This window comes from Vibrio sp. 10N.222.46.A1, from assembly GCF_041473595.1.
GTDB lineage: Bacteria > Pseudomonadota > Gammaproteobacteria > Enterobacterales > Vibrionaceae > Vibrio > Vibrio tasmaniensis_A.
Genome location: NZ_JBFRSN010000115.1, coordinates 1 through 20,447, shown reverse-complemented (window position 1 = coordinate 20,447; position 20,447 = coordinate 1). Strand labels below are relative to the sequence as shown.

Below are 20,447 nucleotides of genomic sequence, written 5' to 3'. Positions count from 1 at the left end.
AACATAACCTTTACACAAGTTTCAAAACTTGCATATTACGAACAAGCTTGTCATAAATAGACGCTGGATTAATAGTAAGGATGCAAAATGAGTAAGCTGTACGTTGGCTCCGAAGTCGGTCAATTAAGACGAGTTCTCCTAAATAGGCCTGAAAGGGCACTCACCCACCTCACCCCTTCTAACTGTCATGAGCTACTCTTTGATGATGTACTTGCAGTAGAAGCAGCAGGTGAAGAACATGATGCCTTTGCGACAACACTTCGTGACCAAGACGTTGAAGTGTTATTACTGCATGACCTACTGGTTGAGACACTCGCTGTAGCACAAGCTCGTGAGTGGCTGCTTAATACTCAAATCTCTGATTTCCGTTACGGCCCTACATTCGCGCGTGATTTAAGAGAGTACCTTGCTCAAATGGACAATGAGCACTTGGCTACGATCCTACTTGGTGGTTTAGCCTACTCTGAGCTTCCTATTAAATCTTCTTCAATGCTACCGAAGATGCACCGCCCACTTGATTTCGTTATTGAGCCGCTACCTAACCATCTATTTACCCGCGATACTTCTTGCTGGGTTTATGGCGGTGTCTCTCTTAACCCGATGATGATGCCTGCTCGTCAACGAGAAACGAATCACTTGCGAGCAATATATCGCTGGCACCCTGTATTCGCAGGGCAAGATTTCATTAAGTACTTCGGTGATGAAGATCTTCATTACGACAACGCCAATATTGAAGGTGGAGATGTACTGGTTATCGGTAAAGGCGCTGTTCTTATCGGTATTTCGGAGCGTACCAAGCCACAAGGTGTCGAAAATCTAGCTGCGAGTTTATTCAAGTCCGGTCAAGCTAAAGAAGTGATTGCGATTGATTTACCGAAGCACCGCTCTTGTATGCACCTTGATACGGTCATGACTCACATGGATATCGATACATTCTCAGTCTATCCAGAGATCGTTCGTAAAGACCTAGATACTTGGCGCTTAACGCCGAAAGAAAATGGCGAAATGCGAGTAGAGAAAGCTGAAAACTACCTAACAGCGATTGAAGGCGCACTGGATCTCGATCAACTGAAGATCATCACAACTGGTGGTGATAACTACGAAGCTGAACGTGAACAGTGGAATGACGCTAACAACGTACTGACGGTGAAACCGGGTACGGTTATCGGTTATGAGCGTAATGTTTACACCAATGAGAAATACGACAAAGCAGGCATCGAAGTTCTGACAATTCCAGGCAATGAACTGGGTCGCGGTCGTGGTGGCGCTCGTTGCATGAGCTGTCCTATAGAAAGAGACGGTATTTAACTCAAGTAGTTCAGTAAAGCGAACACATAACTTATCTAGGCCAGTACCATTGTACTGGCCTTTTTTATCAAATTAATAAAATAACTATTCACAAATATAGCATTTTTATGTTTAACTAAGTTCTTCATTGATTCTATATACCCAAGGAGCGAGAGATGGCATTTAATCTTCGCAATCGTAACTTTCTAAAACTTCTCGACTTTACTCCTAAAGAGATTCAGTTTTTACTCGACCTGTCTGCTTACCTTAAAAAGGCTAAGTATGCAGGTACAGAGCAAAAAAAGCTTAACGGTAAAAACATCGCTTTGATCTTTGAAAAAGCATCAACTCGAACTCGATGTGCCTTTGAGGTAGCTGCTTTTGATCAAGGAGCTCAAGTCTCTTATTTAGGCCCTTCTGGTTCTCAGATTGGTCAAAAAGAATCAATGAAAGATACCGCGCGTGTATTAGGTCGTATGTACGATGGTATTGAATATCGTGGTTTTGGCCAGAGTATTGTCGAAGATCTTGGCGCTTATGCTGGCGTTCCAGTGTGGAATGGCCTTACTGATGAGTTCCATCCAACTCAGATCTTGGCTGATTTCCTCACTATGCTTGAGCATGGTCGCGGTAAACATCTGCATCAAATCAGTTTTGCTTACCTAGGCGATGCACGCAACAACATGGGTAATTCTCTGTTAGTCGGTGCCGCGAAGATGGGTATGGATATTCGCCTTATTGCACCTAAAGCTTTCTGGCCAGAAGAACAGCTTGTCGAAGAATGCCAAGCAATTGCGCAAAATACAGGTGCACAAATAACGCTGACTGAAGACGTTGCCGAAGGCGTAAAAGGTTGTGATTTCCTTTACACCGATGTTTGGGTTTCTATGGGTGAAGCACCTGAAGCTTGGGACGAACGCGTGGCTGTGATGACACCTTACCAAGTGAATATGGATGTCATAAAGCTCACAGGTAACCCTCAAGTGAAGTTCATGCATTGCCTGCCAGCTTTCCACAACAATGAAACCGTGATCGGCCAGCAAGTCGCAGACAAATATGGAATGAACGGTTTGGAAGTAACAGACGAAGTATTTGAGTCCGACTACTCAATTGTGTTTGATGAAGCAGAGAATCGCATGCACACCATCAAAGCAGTAATGGTCGCGACACTTGGCCAATAGAGAATAATGAAAGTAAACAAAGCTTGATGTAATCGCTTGCGCTCACAAATTGAAAGCGTATAATTCTCGGCAATTTGTCTGAGAGTAGTGAAAATGACGCCAAGCAATGTTGTGATAAAACATAATGATATTGTGAAAACACATAATAAAATTGTGAAGACACCAAATATTGCTCGCAAGCTAGCATGCTTGCCAGGCCGTCTATTCTGCTTTTCAGCACTTTTTTAAAGCCTCCCATTATGGGGGGCTTTTTTATGGCCAATACATTATTGTGGGGAAGAAGATCATGGCGAATTCGCTCTATCAAAAGCACATCATCTCAATTCCAGAGCTTTCTCGTGAAGAGCTAGAATTAATTGTTCAAACGGCAGGTCAACTTAAAGCTGAACCAAACCCAGAACTCATCAAGAACAAAGTTGTTGCAAGCTGCTTCTTCGAACCTTCAACGCGAACTCGTCTCTCTTTTGAAACGGCTATTCAGCGCATCGGTGGTGATGTGATTGGTTTCGATAGCGGTGGTAACACGTCACTGGCGAAGAAAGGCGAAACGCTGGCAGACTCAGTACAGGTTATCTCTTCATACGTTGATGCTTACGTAATGCGCCACCCCCAAGAAGGCGCAGCGCGTCTGGCTTCTGAGTTCTCTAACGGTGTACCTGTGATTAACGCGGGCGACGGCGCAAACCAACACCCAACACAAACGCTATTAGACCTGTTCTCTATCGCCGAAACTCAAGGCCGCCTCGACAACCTTAACGTTGCATTCGTTGGTGATCTTAAGTACGGCCGTACGGTTCACTCACTAACTCAAGCACTAGCGAAGTTCGACAACATCTGTTTCTACTTCGTTGCTCCAGAAGCACTGGCGATGCCTGACTACATTTGTGAAGAGCTTGATGAAGCGGGTATTAAGTACCAACTGCTGACAGACATGGAAGATGTGATTCCAGAGTTGGATGTTCTGTACATGACTCGAGTTCAAAAAGAACGTTTTGATGAATCGGAATACGCGCACATCAAATCAGCGTACATCCTGACGGCTCCGATGTTGGAAAATGCACGTGATAACCTAAAGGTTCTTCACCCTCTTCCTCGTGTTGATGAAATTACGATTGATGTCGATAAAACGCCTTACGCTTACTACTTCCAGCAAGCTGAGAACGGTGTTTACGCACGTGAAGCATTGTTAGCCCTTGTTCTTAACGAAACGCTGTAGAGGAGAGATATCATGTCTAAAGAGACTCAATTAAAAGTTGAAGCAATCAAGAACGGAACGGTTATCGACCATATCCCAGCCAACATCGGGATCAAGGTACTCAAACTGTTCGACATGCATAACTCTAATCAGCGAGTAACGATTGGCCTAAACCTGCCATCCTCTGCTCTAGGCGGTAAAGACCTGCTCAAGATAGAGAATGTGTTTATCACTGAAGAACAGGCGAGCAAGTTAGCACTTTACGCGCCTCACGCGACCGTAAACCAAATCGAAGATTACGAAGTAGTTAAGAAGCTACCACTAGAACTTCCTGAGCAAATCAACGATGTGTTCGAGTGTCCAAACACCAACTGTATTACTCACAATGAACCCGTTGAAAGCAGCTTTAAGATCTTTGAAAAGAAAGAAGATATTCGATTGAAGTGTAAATACTGCGAAAAAGTCTTCTCTCGTGAGATCGTAACAGAAAGATAACGTCATACGGCAACGCCGATCGAACGCAAAAACTATTCAATACCTCGCCTGTGCGGGGTATTTTGCTCTTTACCTATCCTAAGTTTGAAGGCACACTAAAAATCGCTTTTTATCCAATAACTGATGGAATAACCAATGACTAAAGTACTTCACACAGAATCTGCTCCAGCTGCAATCGGCCCATACGTACAAGGTGTTGACCTTGGCAATATGGTTCTGACTTCTGGTGGCGTGTCTGTTGGTGATGCTGACTACATCAAACTCGCGTTAGATAAGTTGGGTGAGATTAACTTCTGGCGTATCAACATGCGTCCAGGTCGCCCTCTTGCTTACGGCAAAATTGAAGACAAACCTTTCTTCGGTTTACCTGGCAACCCAGTAGCCGTGATGGTGTCGTTCATTAACTTTGTAGAACCTGCAATCCGCAAGCTACAAGGTCAAACTAACTGGACACCAGTGAAAGCGAACGCGATAGCGACTGAGCAATTACGTTCTCGTCAAGGTCGTACTGAGTTCAGCCGTGGCGTGTTCTCAATGAACGAATCAGGCGTGCTTGAAGTAAAAACAACCGGTAAGCAAGGTTCAGGTATTCTACGTTCAATGAGCGAAGCAAACTGTCTAATCGAGATTTCACCAGCGGTAGACACTGTAAAAGCCGGTGAAACGGTGACGATCATTCCTTTGCAAGGTCGTGTGTAAATAAACAAGATTGTTAGCTTTAAGCTAGCGAATTCAGAGTAATACATACTCTAAATAGATGAAGCCCCTGATATTGGATATCAGGGGCTTTCTTTTTATGGGGGGTTGTATACAGAGTTGAACTAAACAAGCTCGACTTTAAGTAATCTGCAATCGACCAAATTATAGTTGTTACGGCCATTTTCTTTGATTTGATAGAGCTGTTTGTCTGCAATATCACAAATCATTTTAAAGTTTCGATCCACATTGTCACTGGCTAAGTCGACGTTAACCCCACCAATAGAGAGTGTTAATTGTTCCGCATAGAGAGCTTTAGGGTTTGCTAATTTGACTTCATTTAACATCTTTCGCAGAGTGACAACCTTATTTTCAATATCACTACTACTCTGTCCGAAGCAAATCGCCATGAACTCATCACCGCCATATCTGAAAAGGTAGTCATTCTTGGTTGTGAATGTTTTTTTAAGTAAGCGACTGATAATACGAAGCGCTTCGTCGCCCTCTAAATGCCCATGAAAATCGTTATAAGCTTTATACTCGTCAACATCGATCATAAGGACCGCTAGAGATTGTTTTTGGTAGTAAGCGTTATGTATTAAGACTGGCGTGATGTTATCTAATTGATATCTATTAGCTAGACCTGTTAGTGGGTCAGTAGTACTCAAGATTTCGAGTGTTTGATTCGCACTTTCTAAACGCTGTCGTTGCTTTTGATTTTCTAGCGACACGGCAATAAAGCTAGCTAAATGTTCTATAAGCTGACAGTGGTGTTCCTGATATTGGTTTGGTAGATGATGCTGAACTGACAGAAAGCCGATTAATTTTTCATTAAGAATGATTGGCGTTAGAATCATTGAGTTAGTATCAAGCTCGCCACGAAACGTAACGAAATTATCGTCTTGTGTGGTTTTACCGATATAGGGTTCTAGAGCCGCATCTGTCGCGCTATTAAAATGAACGGTAGCTCGCTTGCGAATCACATACGTACCAATGGTTTGGTTCTCTTGGCAAACTACTTTTAGGTTCGGTATTAATCCTTGAGTATCAACAAAATAGCGGTAGTCGAGTATGTCTGATTTATCGTCATACATAGCAATCCCAAACTCAGATGTTGGTAGAATCATATTTATCTTATGGAGTATCTCAGGCAGTACGCTTTCTAAATCTGCAGCGGTTGCTATGAATTGACCAATATCAGTGAGCGCACCCATATATTTTTGCATTTGAGTCAGAACGTCATTTTTCTTCTTACTCTGAATGGTACCTACCCCTTCTAGAATACGTTCGCTCTGTTCGCGCTCATAACTTCTCATGTGTTTTTCTAAAAGATCCACATGCTGAGTTTGAAGTGCCGCTAAACCAGACCAATCCTCTTCATCTCGAAAGAGCTTCGCCTTAGTTTGGGCATAGATAGCATAAGAACGGTAACTACTCTTTAGATCAAAATTCTGTTCGAGAAAAGCGCACCCTACTTTTGCTTGTTCTCGCTCTCCAATGCCTTCTAAGAATTGAAACCAGTAAACCAAATTTTCTTTTCGATTATGCTCATCTCTCGATTTTTTGAAGTGCTCTTCTGCCTGATAAAATGCATCTAATACATCACTATCATCGAAGCCTCCCCACAAGAGCATGGTTTGCCCTAGGTAACTATGACAAAGAGCTATCGTCCTGTGACTAGAAAGCGAGGTGCCTATTCTTTTCGCTTCCATAATGGCGCTAACCGCTTGCTCAAACTCATTTGTATGTGCACAGCTATAGGCTAGGTTTAAATGGCTGACAGCACAATCTAACAGGCGATTCGCATTTTGAGATGAAATAATGGCTTTACGAGCATATTGCTTCGCTTGTTCGTATTTTTCTAAGCTTAAGTGCAAGTCACTTAGATTACAGAATATAAGTGACTTAAAATTGTCATCAACTAGGTGTAAGTTTTCTAGTGTCTCTGAGTAACAAGCATACGCTGATTGATAATCACCACGAATGTTATGGGTAGACGCAAGTAACCCGATGACAAATACATATAGTTGAATTTCTTCAGGAGCAATGACGTTTAGGCAGGCTTTATAATGCTCAGCAGCGTCAGAAAGGTTATCGTGGCGATAGCTTGTGAAACCTTTAAGGAAACGCGCGATTGAATCCGGGATCGGTTGATTATTAGCTTCGCATAGACTCGTTATTCTGTCTTCGACTTCTTTTAATCCTTTGATTCCAGGGTAGTTCTGGATTCGCGTTATAATTCCCATGATCTTTGGGTAAAGCGTATTGCTCATAAGTTCCGTTTAAGTCAGCCAGATTAAAAAATAACGAATAGTATACCACAAAATGCTTATTACACATTCCATTCATGAGGCTAATAAGTGGTAATTTCCTATCATTATCTTGAGTGGCGTACTGTTTTTATGTAGAGTGCGCGCAAAGTAATAATTATATTGGAGAGCACCATGGCTCGTACCATTCTGTACACTTATAAAGATGAAGACAAAGAGTTATTGTTTTCGAAACAAGAACACCGCACGATCCAAGAAGCTGTTGCAGCAGCTGAAGGTATCGACATCACTGAGTATCTAAAAACTGAGCAGCAGCTTGAGTTCATTTCTGATACTAAAGCGGTTCGTAACTACCAAGACAACTATTTCCGTAAGCTTGGTTTTACTAAGCTTACATTGAAGCAAAAAGACAACCTTGGTGTTGGTAAAAAGAAGAAGTAAGCCCTCTGGCTCTTTTTCTTGATATGTAGCTTCTAGCTTTTCGTTTGTAATTAGAGCTAAGAGCTGAAGAAACGAAAACACTGAACAATAAAAAATGCCGCAACCTCTTTCGAGATTGCGGCATTTTTATTTGTTCTTTTTAACTATCTAACCTTAGCTAGCTTAACGTTAAGTTGCGATTACTTAATATTAAGGAATGCAGCGCCACGAACACCGCCTGAATCACCGTGTTTCGCTTTGATGATCTTAAGAACACCTGAGTCCATTTCAACGACTGCATAGCCGTACACTTCTAATACGTTTAAGAAGAAGCTGTAATATTGCTCTTCATTGAGTACGTCGTAGCTGCGTACATCGATTTTTCCGCGCACCGAAGGGTCGACGATGATCGTCTTCTCTAGATTACGGCCAACAATATTAATAAACTCTTGGATATCAGTGCCTTTAAAGCTGGCACTAAAATCACTCGCGATGGCGGCGGGTGTGCAGATTAAGCTTCCTGCCAATAACCATGCACTTTTCTTAAACCAATGCTTCACGTACTTCTCCTACACTTTCGTCCTTCGTTAGACGCAAAGTTTTAAAATTCAATAAACACTTCATGTTGTTGACCATCTCTCTCGACGACGAGATTTAGCTCTGTCAGCTCTGAGATAGAACGGAATATGTTGCCCATAGCAGCGGGGTCTGTCAGGTCTTGCCCATTTAACTGAGTCGCGATATCTCCGTTTTGGAGCCCTACTGAGTTAAAAAGTTCTGAATCTTTGCCTGGACTCACTCGATAACCAATCACTTTATCGTCGCGCTTGACCTGGGACAGTCGAACATATTGGAAGATTTGTTGCGGATCTTTCATTATCTTCGCTTTAATTTCATCTAGCTTTTGCTCTGCTGAAGCAGGGTTATTACCACGAACCGAAGAAGAAGCGCGAGGTGGCGCAGGGGCTGAGACAGCTAAACGCTTGTACTCAATACCTTCAAGCATCAAGGTTTCGTCTCGACCTGAGTTATCAATAATGACACGGTCGACTAATACGGCTTTAAGCTTAGCTCTAGTGCCTTCTATCTCTTCATTAATTCCGTAGGTCGCCTGCGTACCGCGATTAGCGATCACCGCTAAGCTCCGTTTTGGATTAGAACTGGCAACAGCACCGACCAAAACTAGATTTAATCGTGTCTTTGGCGCATCTTGGATAACTTGCTGTTCAACCACAACTGGCGTGGTTGGGTTATAGGCACCAAAAAGGTTGCTCCGCTGCAAAGAAGATATATCAAGGGTCGATTGAGGAGTAGAAAATGATGAAGCTGTTGCTTTCCAAGGCACGACGGTTTGCTCAGCAGGTTCAATAAACCATGCAAGCTGCCCTAAAATCCATGCGGAAGCTGCAATCAACATACAACACATCGCTAGGCTTAGTTTCTGCTGAAGTACAAATCCATTTTCTAATAAGCGGCTCAACACAGGAGAATTTCCTGCGCGATTTTTGAGCTCTAAAAAGTTCACTTTCCTTGCCCCTTTTCATGACGACAAATGCTGCAAATCATTAAACTTTCAGCTTTTTTATTCATTCGTTCGATACCAAGCTTATTTAAGCATAAGATCCTGAACTATATCATAGCAAATCTATAAAGCGGCATTACATGGCTATTTTGTATTATGACTTGAAAAAAATGCCAACCGCCTCCACTTTAAGCTTCTACTTAATGTAATTAAAAGCATGTTGCGCACTGTTCATTACAGTTAAACCGCATTCATTTCTCACTTAATAAGGCGCAGCCCTATATGAAAACTACTAATGAAGCTGTCAGACTCGATAAATGGTTGTGGGCAGCTCGTTTTTACAAAACCCGGTCTATTGCTCGCAATATGGTCGATGGTGGCAAAGTCCACTATAATGGTCAGCGCAGCAAACCAAGTAAAATTGTCGAACTTGGAGCAGTGATTACCCTGCGCCAAGGTAATGAAGAAAAGACGGTGACAATCGAGAAAATCTCGGCCCATCGTGGTGGAGCTCCTATAGCTCAAACCCTCTATGAAGAAACCACCGAGAGCTTGGCAAAGAGAGAAGAGTTTGCAACACAACGTAAACTGAACGCTCATAACCCAGCACCAGAACGTCGCCCAGATAAAAAGCAACGTCGTGACATCATCAAGTTCAAGACTCAATAAGCTAGAAGGAATAGCCAAATGGCCAACCCAATGTCTACAAGTAATGTTTTAAATCGCTACCTATTTGAAGACCTATCAGTTCGTGGTGAATTGGTACAGATGGACGAAGCATACCAACAGATTATTTCTAGCAAGGAATACCCAGCGCCAGTACAAAAGCTGTTGGGTGAGCTACTGGTTTCAACGACGCTACTAACAGCGACTCTAAAGTTTGAAGGCTCTATCACCATGCAACTGCAAGGTGATGGCCCTGTATCTCTAGCTGTTATCAATGGCGATAACGATCAGAAGATCCGTGGCGTTGCTCGCTTTGATGGTGACATTGCCGACGACGCTGGCCTGCACGATCTAATAGGTAAAGGTCACCTAGTGATCACTATCGATCCTAAAAAAGGTGAGCGTTACCAAGGTATCGTTGGTCTTGAAGGTGACACTTTAGCTGAAGTCCTTGAAGGTTACTTCGCAAACTCTGAACAGCTAAAGACACGTCTATGGTTGCGCACTGGCGAGCATGAAGGTAAAGCACACGCTGCTGGTATGTTGCTACAAGTGATGCCAGACGGCACTGGTACGCCAGACGACTTCGAGCACCTAGAGCAGCTAACTGACACAGTTAAAAATGAAGAGCTATTCACTCTAGAAGCAAACGAACTGCTTTACCGTTTGTACAACCAAGAGAAAGTACAACTGTTCACACCACAACCGGTTGAATTCTTCTGTGGTTGTTCACGTGACCGAAGCGGTGCCGCTATCATTACTGTCGCTCAAGAAGAGATCTACGACATCCTTAGCACTGAAGGCAGCGTTGCTCTACACTGCGATTACTGTGGCACAAACTACTCGTTCGACAAGAATGATGTTGATGCTCTGTATGCAGAAGCGGCAGATAAAGGCAGCAATACGGTTCATTAATTTACGGCGTACCAAAAACACGTAATTTACCCCAAAAAGGTCAGCACTACGCTGGCCTTTTTTGTGATCAAAATATCGCAAACTCCGTAACATCTCGTAATAAAATCACCTCTTAATTTTAATCAATTAATAATGTTCTCTCCTCTAGCGCAAAGGTTTGCGTACAGGATAGACTAGTCAGGCCAATATGTGATGAGGCGCTTAAAACCCCATGGTTAATATGGATATTTTTTGAGCTATATCCCTGTTTCCCCCGAGCCTCGTTGCTAGCATGGTGAGCAGATAACAATAAAAAATTAATACAAAATCCCTACAAAATATCCTACAAGGAGCACCTATGACCGTTATGGAACATACTAAGGCTGCACAAATTGATCTAACTAAGCACGGACTGACTGGCGTTACTGAAGTTCTTCGTAACCCTAGCTACGAGCAGTTATTCGTTGAAGAGACACTGCCAGGTTTGGAAGGCTACGAAAAAGGCGTAGTAACGGAACTAGGCTCTGTTGCGGTTGACACTGGTATCTTTACTGGCCGCTCACCAAAAGATAAGTACATTGTTAAAGATGACACCACGCGCGATACCATGTGGTGGTCAGATCAAGGCAAAAACGACAACAAACCGATTACAACTGAAGTATGGGATGAGCTTAAAGAGCTTGTGACAACTCAGCTATCTGGCAAGCGCCTGTTTGTCATTGACGGTTACTGTGGTGCTAACCCTGATACGCGCTTAAGTGTACGTATTATCACTGAAGTAGCATGGCAAGCGCACTTCGTTAAGAACATGTTCATTCGTCCAACAGACGAAGAGCTAGCAACGTTCGAACCTGATTTCGTGGTAATGAACGGTGCTAAAACAACTAACCCTAACTGGGAAAAGCAGGGTCTCAACTCTGAAAACTTCGTTGCTTTCAACCTAACAGAACGCGTTCAAATCATCGGTGGTACTTGGTACGGCGGTGAGATGAAGAAAGGCATGTTCGCAATGATGAACTACCTACTTCCTCTGCAAGGCATTGCTTCAATGCACTGTAGTGCTAACGTCGGTGAAGAAGGCGATGTGGCGATTTTCTTCGGTCTATCAGGCACAGGTAAAACAACCCTTTCAACCGACCCTAAACGTGAGCTAATCGGTGATGATGAGCACGGTTGGGATGACGATGGTATCTTCAATTTCGAAGGTGGTTGTTACGCCAAGACCATTCGCCTATCTAAAGAAGCAGAACCTGAAATCTACAATGCTATCCGTCGCGATGCGCTACTAGAAAACGTAACGGTTCGTGGCGATGGTTCTATCGATTTTGATGACGGCTCAAAAACCGAGAACACTCGTGTTTCTTACCCGATTCACCATATCGACAACATCGTTAAGCCAGTATCAAAAGCCGGTCACGCTCAAAAGGTTATCTTCCTGACTGCTGATGCATTTGGTGTGTTACCACCTGTTTCTAAACTGACTCCAGAGCAAACGAAGTACCACTTCCTATCTGGCTTCACTGCGAAACTAGCAGGTACAGAGCGTGGTATTACTGAACCAACACCAACGTTCTCTGCGGCATTTGGGGCGGCATTCCTAACTCTTCATCCAACTCAGTACGCTGAAGTACTTGTGAAGCGTATGGAAGCAGCTGGCGCTGAAGCTTACCTTGTGAACACTGGTTGGAATGGCACTGGCAAACGTATCTCAATCCAAGATACTCGTGGCATCATCGACGCTATCCTAGATGGCTCAATCGACCAAGCTGAGACTAAGGTTATCCCTATGTTTAACCTAGAAGTACCACTAGCGTTGCACGATGTTGACCCAGCGATTCTTGATCCACGTGACACGTACACTGACCCTCTACAATGGGAAAGCAAAGCGAAAGATCTAGCAGAGCGCTTCATCAACAACTTTGATAAGTACACAGACAACGCTGAAGGTAAGTCACTGGTTGCGGCTGGCCCTCAACTGGACTAACCCAATCATCTGCTCGGGCCAAGCCAAAAGCGAACGCCCAATTTAAAATGATATTTTTGTAGCAAGCCCCTCTTTTGAGGGGCTTTTTTGTTGATGCTTGACCCTTTTTGTTCCACTCTGTTTTAAGACGATTGAAATTTAAGGCTTTCAGGGAATGAAAAAGGTATTCATGGTGTTCGGCATTGCGTTGGCTATCGCCGTTGCAACTATCGCAGCATTGCTATTAAGCCTGCAAACCCAATACCGTACGGATATTACTAACTTTTTTATCAAACATGCGATTGAACAACCTGTGCTCATTGAAGATGTTGAGTACCAGTCGCCTTATCACATCACCTTAATGGGCATTACCCAAAGCCAACCTGAAAAACAAACACCGCTGTATATCGACAAGATTGACCTTTGGTTCAGCTCCAGCTCGATTACGGAGGCCAAACTGGTCTTTGAATCTGTTTTGATCAGTGGCCTACAGTTAGAAGCCGACGACCTAGAAACGCTCACCTCTTTATTTACCCAGCCAAGCATTAAGATCCACCAGCTGGCCATCAACAATCTCGACTTTTCAACCCCAGACTTTAACGCGCGAGGCATCGACCTTCAGATCTCCGACCCAACGTGGAACAACGACAACTCACTTCTACCTTATGGAAAAACCCAACTTTCTGCCTCACAGCTGTATTGGCAAGGCGAAGCGTTCGATAACCTGTTGATTGACCTAGATCTTAAATCAAGTGATAGCACCCTGTATGGCGCTTCGTTTGACTGGCGTGGTGCCAAAATTTCTGGTCAAGCAGAGCAGTATCAGCAAGATTGGTCGTTGGTGAATGTGACCGTCGATGGCTTGCGACTCAATCAGAAACAGACCCAAAGCCTACTAAGCAAAGAATGGGATGTGGCAGGTATTCAGATCAATCACATCAATAGCTTAGATATTCTGCGTAGCGATGTAGAGTGGCAAGATGGCCACCTCGCAGCTTTTGATGCCTCGTTAGAAAATATCCAACTGCCTTTTGAGCTGTGGAAGCAACAGAGAGCCATTTTCTCTCTGCAAGCAGAGGGAGTGAGCATTGATGATGACATGTTCATAGAGCCAAGTATCAAGCTCAATTTAGATCCGAACCAGATTCTGATTGAAGACTTCTATACTCAATTCCTACAGGGCACTGTTCAACTTAATGGCAAAGTAACCCCTAACAGCATTCTATTAGCACAGCTCGACCTGCAAGGTATAAAGTGGATTACGGAAAGCCAAGATAGCCCTCTACCCGCCACTCTCTTGATACCTTGGCTCACGCAGCTCCAGAATGTCGAAATTAGCCGAATTAACATAGAACGCAACCAACTTATCCAACTTGCACAAAAGCCTTACTGGCAGGTCTCAGGATTACATATCGAGGGGTATCAAGTTCAACTTTTACAGGATAGAAAGCTAGGTCTGTGGCAAGGAAAGCTGATGGCCAGCGCGAATGATGCCAGCTATCAAAACATTATTAGCGCACAGCCAGTGGTTGAGATGAATAGCGAGCAAGGAAAATGGACGCTGACACGCCTGTTTATGCCACTAAAGCACGGCTATATTGAAGCCAACGCAACACTCGACTTCAACAAAATCAGTAAGCCATGGAGCTTAGAGATCTCTGCCGATGGATTACCGATAGCACCCATGTTACAGCAACTTGAACTACCGCTCGACGCAACCGGTTATGGCGAATTTGAACTTCAAGCTGCGGGTTTATACGGCGATTCATTAATGCTCGGCTATTCCACAACAGGTCAACTCACTGGTAGCGTTCGCCAAGGTGTGATGACCTTTAATGATAAGCTTTCTGAAACATCGACTGATAACGTATTTGAAATCCCAGAGCTCAATGCGAATTTTGACCGTGGACGCTTCACACTTGAACCAGTGCACATTATTGGTGCATCGGCAGCAGAGCAAAGCGAACAAAGGATTCAAACGTTAAATGGCGAAATTTCTGGAGAGCTCGACTTGCTAAAAACCGAGCAACACACTCTCTCTATTTCACTATCCGACCCATGCCACCAAATATCAGGAAAGCTCACCCAAGCTGAGTATTCCGAGATTAACGACTGCCAACAAAAAAGCGCCACTCCACAAGAGTAGCGCCTTCTATCTGTATCTTTATCTGCTAGCCATTGTCAGCTATACGCTTACGTTGGAGTCTGTTGATAATCTCTTTTTGTAGTCAGGGATCAGCATATAGGTTCCCGTAAACTCAACCGCCTCCACGTCGCCACTGTTAATGGTCACGTGAATGATGATACGAGCTTTTCTTCCAGACGCGAGGCGATCTAAATCGCCACTGATCCCATCCAATGACGTGGATGCCACTGGGTTTTGCTCAACTGGATGACGGTAACGAATATTACTATCTGCTAGTACGATATCACCTGTCAACCCACGCTCCTTCATTAGTAACCAAGTCATACCCCAACCGGTTAAGGTCGCCAAGGTAAAGGCTGAGCCAGCAAACATGGTGTTATGAGGGTTAAGGTTTGGATTCAACTGAGCACTACACTCGAACTGATAACCCGTGTATTGGTTAATCTTGATGCCCATCTTGTCACTGATCGGGATCTGATGCTCCCAGCGCTGCTGAAGCTCATTACACCATTCTGGTTTGCGCAGTACATCAGCCATTGGATCAAGAGGTTTTACCATCTGTTGGTGACGCACAGGCCCACGTTGGTCGTTAATCTCACCACGACGCTCAAACTCATTCTTCTCATAGAATGAGATCGCATCTTCACGAGCATTACACACCAAACGCTTCGCACCTTCTTGACGTGCCAGTGACTCTAGCGCAACCAAGATAAGTGAGCCCATGCCTTTGCTTTGGCGAGAGTTCTTCACCGCCATATAGCGAATCTGCCCCTCTAGATCTGGGGTGATATAGAGACGACCAATCGCCATCGGGCGACCTCGACCATCAACAATCATGCGATGGTGACTCATTGGGTCATATTCATCGCGCTCTGAACCGACCGGCATTCGCCAAGGTTCACGGAGCATTTGCCAACGAAAATGGTAATACTTGTTCAGTTGATTTTCGGTGGTCGGGGTTATGAGTTTAAACATGCTTATTCCTTTAAGCCTAAACCTGCAGCCAGAATGTCACTGGGCCATCATTAACCAAAGACACTTTCATGTCGGCTGCGAATCGGCCACGTTCCGTTGGCAACACTGATTCACATTGGTCAGAGAAGTAGTTGTAAAGACGCTCTGCATCTTCTGGGTGAGCACCGCGAGAAAATCCAGCTCGTGTCCCTTTCTTGGTGTCAGCTGGCAAAGTGAATTGAGACACCACTAATACCTTACCTTCTACCTGCTTCACGTTAAGGTTCATTTTATCGTCTTCATCTCCAAAGACACGATAAGTGGTCACTCGTTCCATCAAACGTTTGGCTTTGGCTTCGTCATCACCTTTTTCTACACCTAACAGAACTAATAAGCCTTGCTCAATCTCACCCACTACTTCGCCATCAACACGGACGGCAGCTTCACTTACTCTCTGGATCAGTGCTATCACTGTTGTTTCCTTGCTCTGTAATTTTGTCTTTATCCGACGAGTGTACCATTTCTTGAGAGTCACTCCACTGTTCCTGCTCGCCCAACGCGGCCGTCACTTCAGCACCCACTAACACAATCAACCAGCACAAATAGACCCAAACAAAAAGAATGGGAATCGCCGCTAATGCGCCATAAATCAACTGGTAAGACGGAAACTGAGTAATGTAAGCTGCAAAGCCTTTCTTGCTGAGTTCGAACAACAGAGCCGCCACTAGAGAGCCAGCTGCCGCATGAGAAAAGTGAATCTTTTTGTTGGGAACCAACAGATACAGACCGAAAAACGCAAAGAATGAGGTAATCAAAGGGAGCTTGCGAATCACGGTATTAAAAGCACTCGACACGACTTCGTTTTGTAACAAGTTTAATGATGTCACATACGACGTTGCAGCAATGCTCGCTCCGATCAAAATAGGCCCAAGTGTTAGCACCATCCAATACATCGAAAAAGACAACACAGCACGTCGCTTTTCCGTTACTCGCCAGATGTAGTTTAGGTTTTTATCAATATTGGAGATCAGCATCAGAGCGGCAATGAATAAGAACACACTGCCCACCGCCGTCATCTTGCCGGTATTAGCAACAAACTCCAGTAAAGCACCATGCACCGCATCCCCGGAAGCGGGAACAAAGTTGGTAATAACGAAGTTTTGAATCACTAAACCAACATCAGCAAAAACTGAAAATGACGACAAAATAGAGAGCAAAACCGTCAACATCGGTACGATCGAGAGCAAAGTAATGTACGCCAAGTACCCTGCATTCACATTAACTCTATCGTGCGTCATCCGCGTAAGAAGATAGCGGGAAAACTGGATGCTTCCTGTAGCTGCCTTTTTTATCTTCAACTTGTAACTCCCTGGTAACTCGTTCATAGTCCTAATTAATATTCCGTTATATTAATCACAGTAAGTAAATGTTCAAAAATAGCGTAGGAAAAAGGCTTGAGAACAAGGCAGAGTTTTGTGATAAGTAGTTATTCTACAATCAAAAACTCTAACGCCGTTATCGAGCATTTTAACAAGCTAGGTTGAGCAGTTATTTACTACGATTGATATTATTTAACTATAGGAAACTAGGATGCCTTATTTAATAGTTATAGTCCTCTCTATTTTTACTCTTACTGGATGCCAATCAGCTTATTACTCCGCCATGGAGCAAGTGGGTTACCACAAGCGTGACATTATGGTTGATAGAGTGGAAGACGCTAAAGAGTCGCAACAGGACGCTCAGGAAGAGTTTACTAGCGCACTTGAAGCTTTGAGTAGCCTAACTAATTTTAGTGGCGGCGACCTTGAAGACATGTACAACAAGATTAATGATAAATACCAAGACAGTGAAAAAGCCGCACAAAATGTCAGTGACCGCATTGCTGCGATTGAAGATGTGTCGGATGCGCTATTTGCAGAATGGCAGGGAGAGTTGGACCTTTACACCAGCGATTCACTGCGTCGTTCAAGTGAGAAAAAGCTGCGTGAAACCAAATCGTCTTACCAGACTATGCTTTCAGCGATGAAACGGGCTGAGAAGAAAATGGATCCGGTACTCAACACTCTTCGCGACAACACGCTTTATCTCAAACACAACCTCAATGCGAGTGCCGTTGGTTCATTGCAGGGAGAGTTTATGAGCTTAGAAAAAGACATCGCCTACGCGATAACACAGATGAATGCTGCGATAGCTGAGTCGGATAAGTTCTTAGCACAACTCAACCAAAAATAACGCTTCAGAGACAGAACACGATGAAGCCAATCATTATTACTGGCGGCCCCGGAGCCGGAAAAACAACTCTGATTAATGCCTTGGGTGACATAGGTTACCCAACCTTCGCAGAATCCTCTCGCCAATTGATAGAACAACAGAGCCAACTTGAGAACGGTATCTTACCTTGGTTAGACCTACCGGGCTTTGCTCGCTTGTGTTTAGACGTGATGAGCGAGCAAAAAGAGCAAGCGAAGCAGCACCAAATTGCTTTTCTTGACCGTGCGATTCCAGATATCTGTGGTTACTTAGCTCAGGCTAATCTTGAGATTGATGCGAACTACCGAGAAGCGAGCCAAGGCTACCACCCCCAAGTGCTGTTCTGTCGTCCTGAGGCATCGATTTACGTACAAGATGATGTGAGACCTTATCCGTTTGAGGAGGCATTAGAGATTCACCACGCGCTAGTCAGAGTCTATCAAAAGCTAGGTTATGAGGTGATCGAAGTGCCATTTATGTCGGTCGATGAGCGGCTTCAATTCGTTGAGCGTTACTTAGGTATCAAAAGCTAGATCCCCAACTCGGTCGTTGCTCCCTCTTGAGGATGACGAATACTTGAACGCCCTTCGTATCCTGCATCTCGTTTACCCGTATCTACTCCAACACCATATAAAACAAAAGCCCCGAGCAGCTAGGCTACACGGGGCTTTCTTATTTATTCTAAAACGTATTGCTTGAATAGCTAGAAGCTAGTCAACTGGCAATTAAGCCTTAGCTGGACGTGCTGCACGCTTACGTTCGTTTTCAGTAAGAAGCTTCTTACGGATACGTACGTTTAGTGGCGTTACTTCTACTAGTTCATCTTCATCGATAAACTCAAGAGCTTGCTCTAGAGTGTGCTTGATCGGTGGAGAAAGAACTTGTGCTTCATCAGTACCAGATGCACGAACGTTCGTTAGTTGCTTACCTTTCAGACAGTTTACTGTCAGGTCGTTTGAACGGTTGTGAATACCGATTACTTGACCTTCATAAACTTCATCAGCGTGCTCTGTAAATAGACGACCACGAGCTTGAAGGAAGAACAATGCGTAAGTCAGTGCTTTACCAGTCGCGTTCGAGATTAGAACACCGTTGTTACGTTGACCAATGATACCGCCTTTGTAAGGACCGTAGTGATCGAACGAGTGGTAAATAAGACCAGAACCAGACGTCATTGTAAGGAATTCAGTTTGGAAACCGATAAGACCACGAGAAGGCATCATGAAGTCCATGCGAACACGGCCTTTACCATCTGGTGCCATATCTGTTAGCTCACCCTTACGTAGACCGATGCTTTCCATGATCGCACCTTGGTGCTCTTCAACTACATCGATAGTAACCGTTTCGAACGGTTCCATTTTCTGACCATCTTCTTCTTTGATGATTACTTCTGGACGAGATACTGCTAGCTCGAAACCTTCACGACGCATGTTTTCGATCAGGATAGAAAGGTGAAGTTCACCACGGCCTGATACGCGGAAACGGTCTGGACTTTCAGTTTCTTCAACACGTAGTGCAACGTTATGAACCAATTCTTTTTCAAGACGCTCAAGGATGTTACGTGAAGTTACAAACTTACCTTCTTTACCCGCGAACGGAGAAGTGTTTACTTGGAACGTCATTGTTACTGTTGGTTCATCAACAGACAGTGGTTCCATTGCTTCAACAGTGTTTACGTCACAGATAGTGTCTGAAATTTTCAACTCACCAAGACCTGTGATTGCAATGATGTCGCCAGCGTTAGCTTGTTCTACTTCGTGACGCTCAAGACCTAGGTAACCAAGTACAGTACCTACTTTACCGTTACGTTTTTTGCCTTCAGCATTCACGATAGTTACTTGTTGGTTTGGCTTAACAGAACCACGAGTAACACGAGCAACACCGATAACACCTACATAAGAGCTGTAATCAAGTTGCGAAATTTGCATTTGTAGTGGACCGTCAAGGTCAACTGCTGGCGCTTCTACTGTATCAACAACAGCTTGGAACAATGGTTCCATGTTCTCGCCAGTTTCACCTTCAGTCATTGTTGCCCAACCGTTTAGAGCTGAAGCGTAAACAACGGTGAAGTCTAGTTGCTCATCTGTAGCACCTAGGTTGTCGAAAAGGTCGAATACTTGATCCATAACCCAATCAGGACGAGCGCCTGGGCGGTCAATCTTGTTGATTACAACGATTGGCTTAAGACCGTGTGCGAATGCTTTTTGCGTTACGAAACGAGTTTGAGGCATTGGACCATCAACTGCGTCAACGATAAGCAGAACAGAATCAACCATAGACATGATACGCTCAACTTCACCACCGAAGTCCGCGTGTCCCGGAGTATCTACGATGTTGATGCGGTAATCATTCCAGTTGATTGCTGTGTTCTTCGCAAGGATTGTAATGCCACGCTCTTTTTCGATGTCATTCGAATCCATGACACGCTCTTCAGCTTCACCACGAGACTCAAGAGTGCCTGACTGTTGTAGTAGTTTATCAACCAAAGTCGTTTTACCGTGGTCAACG

General features: G+C 44.1%; 17 protein-coding genes and 2 pseudogenes. 12 read left to right on the top strand and 7 right to left on the bottom strand.

Features of this window, described 5'->3' with window-relative positions; all coding sequences use genetic code 11:
• Positions 1 to 87: 87 nt before the first annotated feature.
• The 5 genes and pseudogenes from arcA to AB4496_RS04195 form a co-directional block, all read left to right on the top strand.
• A complete protein-coding gene (arcA, locus tag AB4496_RS04215) occupies positions 88 to 1,308 on the top strand; it encodes an arginine deiminase (protein WP_102257866.1) in 1,221 nt (406 codons plus the stop codon).
• A gap of 155 nt (positions 1,309 to 1,463) precedes the next feature.
• A complete protein-coding gene (locus tag AB4496_RS04210) occupies positions 1,464 to 2,468 on the top strand; it encodes an ornithine carbamoyltransferase (RefSeq protein WP_009847727.1) in 1,005 nt (334 codons plus the stop codon).
• A gap of 286 nt (positions 2,469 to 2,754) precedes the next feature.
• Positions 2,755 to 3,684 (top strand): aspartate carbamoyltransferase, encoded by a 930-nt coding sequence (gene pyrB / locus AB4496_RS04205; RefSeq protein WP_009847728.1) that lies wholly within the window; start codon positions 2,755 to 2,757, stop codon positions 3,682 to 3,684.
• A 12-nt stretch (positions 3,685 to 3,696) separates the two neighbouring features.
• Positions 3,697 to 4,158, top strand: coding sequence for an aspartate carbamoyltransferase regulatory subunit (gene pyrI, locus AB4496_RS04200; protein WP_004735320.1), 462 nt, complete (start codon positions 3,697 to 3,699; stop codon positions 4,156 to 4,158).
• Between the two features lie 207 nt (positions 4,159 to 4,365).
• Positions 4,366 to 4,857: pseudogene (locus AB4496_RS04195) on the top strand (molybdopterin-binding protein); the annotation flags it as partial.
• A 122-nt stretch (positions 4,858 to 4,979) separates the two neighbouring features.
• Here the strand turns inward: AB4496_RS04195 and AB4496_RS04190 are convergent.
• The gene (locus AB4496_RS04190) at positions 4,980 to 7,127 is read right to left on the bottom strand and encodes a GGDEF domain-containing protein (protein WP_009846746.1); all 2,148 of its coding nucleotides are present in this window, start codon (positions 7,125 to 7,127) and stop codon (positions 4,980 to 4,982) included.
• A gap of 171 nt (positions 7,128 to 7,298) precedes the next feature.
• Here AB4496_RS04190 and AB4496_RS04185 point away from each other — a divergent pair, with 171 nt between their 5' ends.
• Positions 7,299 to 7,565: a DUF2960 family protein gene (locus tag AB4496_RS04185; RefSeq protein WP_004733780.1), complete on the top strand. Its 267-nt coding sequence runs from the start codon at positions 7,299 to 7,301 to the stop codon at positions 7,563 to 7,565.
• Positions 7,566 to 7,774: 209 nt separating this feature from the next.
• Here AB4496_RS04185 and AB4496_RS04180 read toward each other — a convergent pair.
• A pseudogene (locus tag AB4496_RS04180) lies at positions 7,775 to 8,104 on the bottom strand (type II secretion system protein GspD); the annotation flags it as partial.
• Positions 8,105 to 8,145: 41 nt separating this feature from the next.
• Positions 8,146 to 9,069: a type II secretion system protein GspC gene (gene gspC / locus AB4496_RS04175; protein ID WP_009848027.1), complete on the bottom strand. Its 924-nt coding sequence runs from the start codon at positions 9,067 to 9,069 to the stop codon at positions 8,146 to 8,148.
• A gap of 279 nt (positions 9,070 to 9,348) precedes the next feature.
• On the opposite strand from gspC, the gene hslR reads away from it, so the two are divergent.
• The 4 genes from hslR to AB4496_RS04155 all read left to right on the top strand — a co-directional run bounded on the left by hslR (position 9,349) and on the right by AB4496_RS04155 (position 14,735).
• The gene (gene hslR, locus AB4496_RS04170) at positions 9,349 to 9,735 is read left to right on the top strand and encodes a ribosome-associated heat shock protein Hsp15 (protein WP_009848028.1); all 387 of its coding nucleotides are present in this window, start codon (positions 9,349 to 9,351) and stop codon (positions 9,733 to 9,735) included.
• 18 nt (positions 9,736 to 9,753) lie between these two features.
• A complete protein-coding gene (gene hslO, locus AB4496_RS04165) occupies positions 9,754 to 10,647 on the top strand; it encodes an Hsp33 family molecular chaperone HslO (protein WP_009848029.1) in 894 nt (297 codons plus the stop codon).
• Positions 10,648 to 10,984: 337 nt separating this feature from the next.
• Positions 10,985 to 12,610 carry a phosphoenolpyruvate carboxykinase (ATP) gene (gene pckA / locus AB4496_RS04160; protein WP_009848030.1) on the top strand — a complete coding sequence of 542 codons (1,626 nt, stop codon included), beginning with the start codon at positions 10,985 to 10,987 and terminating at the stop codon, positions 12,608 to 12,610.
• Between the two features lie 154 nt (positions 12,611 to 12,764).
• Positions 12,765 to 14,735: an AsmA family protein gene (locus AB4496_RS04155; protein WP_102257544.1), complete on the top strand. Its 1,971-nt coding sequence runs from the start codon at positions 12,765 to 12,767 to the stop codon at positions 14,733 to 14,735.
• 39 nt (positions 14,736 to 14,774) lie between these two features.
• Here the strand turns inward: AB4496_RS04155 and AB4496_RS04150 are convergent, their stop codons facing one another.
• From AB4496_RS04150 to AB4496_RS04140, 3 genes are read right to left on the bottom strand one after another with little or no spacing between them, the layout of a single operon-like run.
• A complete protein-coding gene (locus tag AB4496_RS04150) occupies positions 14,775 to 15,710 on the bottom strand; it encodes a bifunctional GNAT family N-acetyltransferase/hotdog fold thioesterase (protein ID WP_009848032.1) in 936 nt (311 codons plus the stop codon).
• Between the two features lie 16 nt (positions 15,711 to 15,726).
• Positions 15,727 to 16,161 carry a D-aminoacyl-tRNA deacylase gene (gene dtd, locus AB4496_RS04145; protein ID WP_004735590.1) on the bottom strand — a complete coding sequence of 145 codons (435 nt, stop codon included), beginning with the start codon at positions 16,159 to 16,161 and terminating at the stop codon, positions 15,727 to 15,729.
• The gene (locus tag AB4496_RS04140; RefSeq protein ID WP_012603002.1) at positions 16,133 to 17,074 is read right to left on the bottom strand and encodes a virulence factor BrkB family protein; all 942 of its coding nucleotides are present in this window, start codon (positions 17,072 to 17,074) and stop codon (positions 16,133 to 16,135) included. The genes dtd and AB4496_RS04140 overlap by 29 nt, the downstream gene beginning before the upstream one ends.
• A 205-nt stretch (positions 17,075 to 17,279) precedes the next feature.
• Here AB4496_RS04140 and AB4496_RS04135 point away from each other — a divergent pair, with 205 nt between their 5' ends.
• Together AB4496_RS04135 and AB4496_RS04130 are read left to right on the top strand one after the other, a co-directional pair.
• On the top strand, positions 17,280 to 17,921 hold the full coding sequence (locus tag AB4496_RS04135; protein ID WP_017099568.1) for a DUF2959 domain-containing protein: 642 nt from the start codon (positions 17,280 to 17,282) through the stop codon (positions 17,919 to 17,921).
• A gap of 20 nt (positions 17,922 to 17,941) precedes the next feature.
• Entirely contained in the window at positions 17,942 to 18,472 is a 531-nt protein-coding gene (locus AB4496_RS04130; RefSeq protein WP_009848035.1) for an AAA family ATPase, read from the top strand.
• A 192-nt stretch (positions 18,473 to 18,664) separates the two neighbouring features.
• On the opposite strand, the gene typA is transcribed toward AB4496_RS04130, so the two are convergent.
• The coding region (gene typA, locus AB4496_RS04125; protein WP_372130621.1) for a translational GTPase TypA at positions 18,665 to 20,447 on the bottom strand (1,783 nt) is incomplete at its 5' end.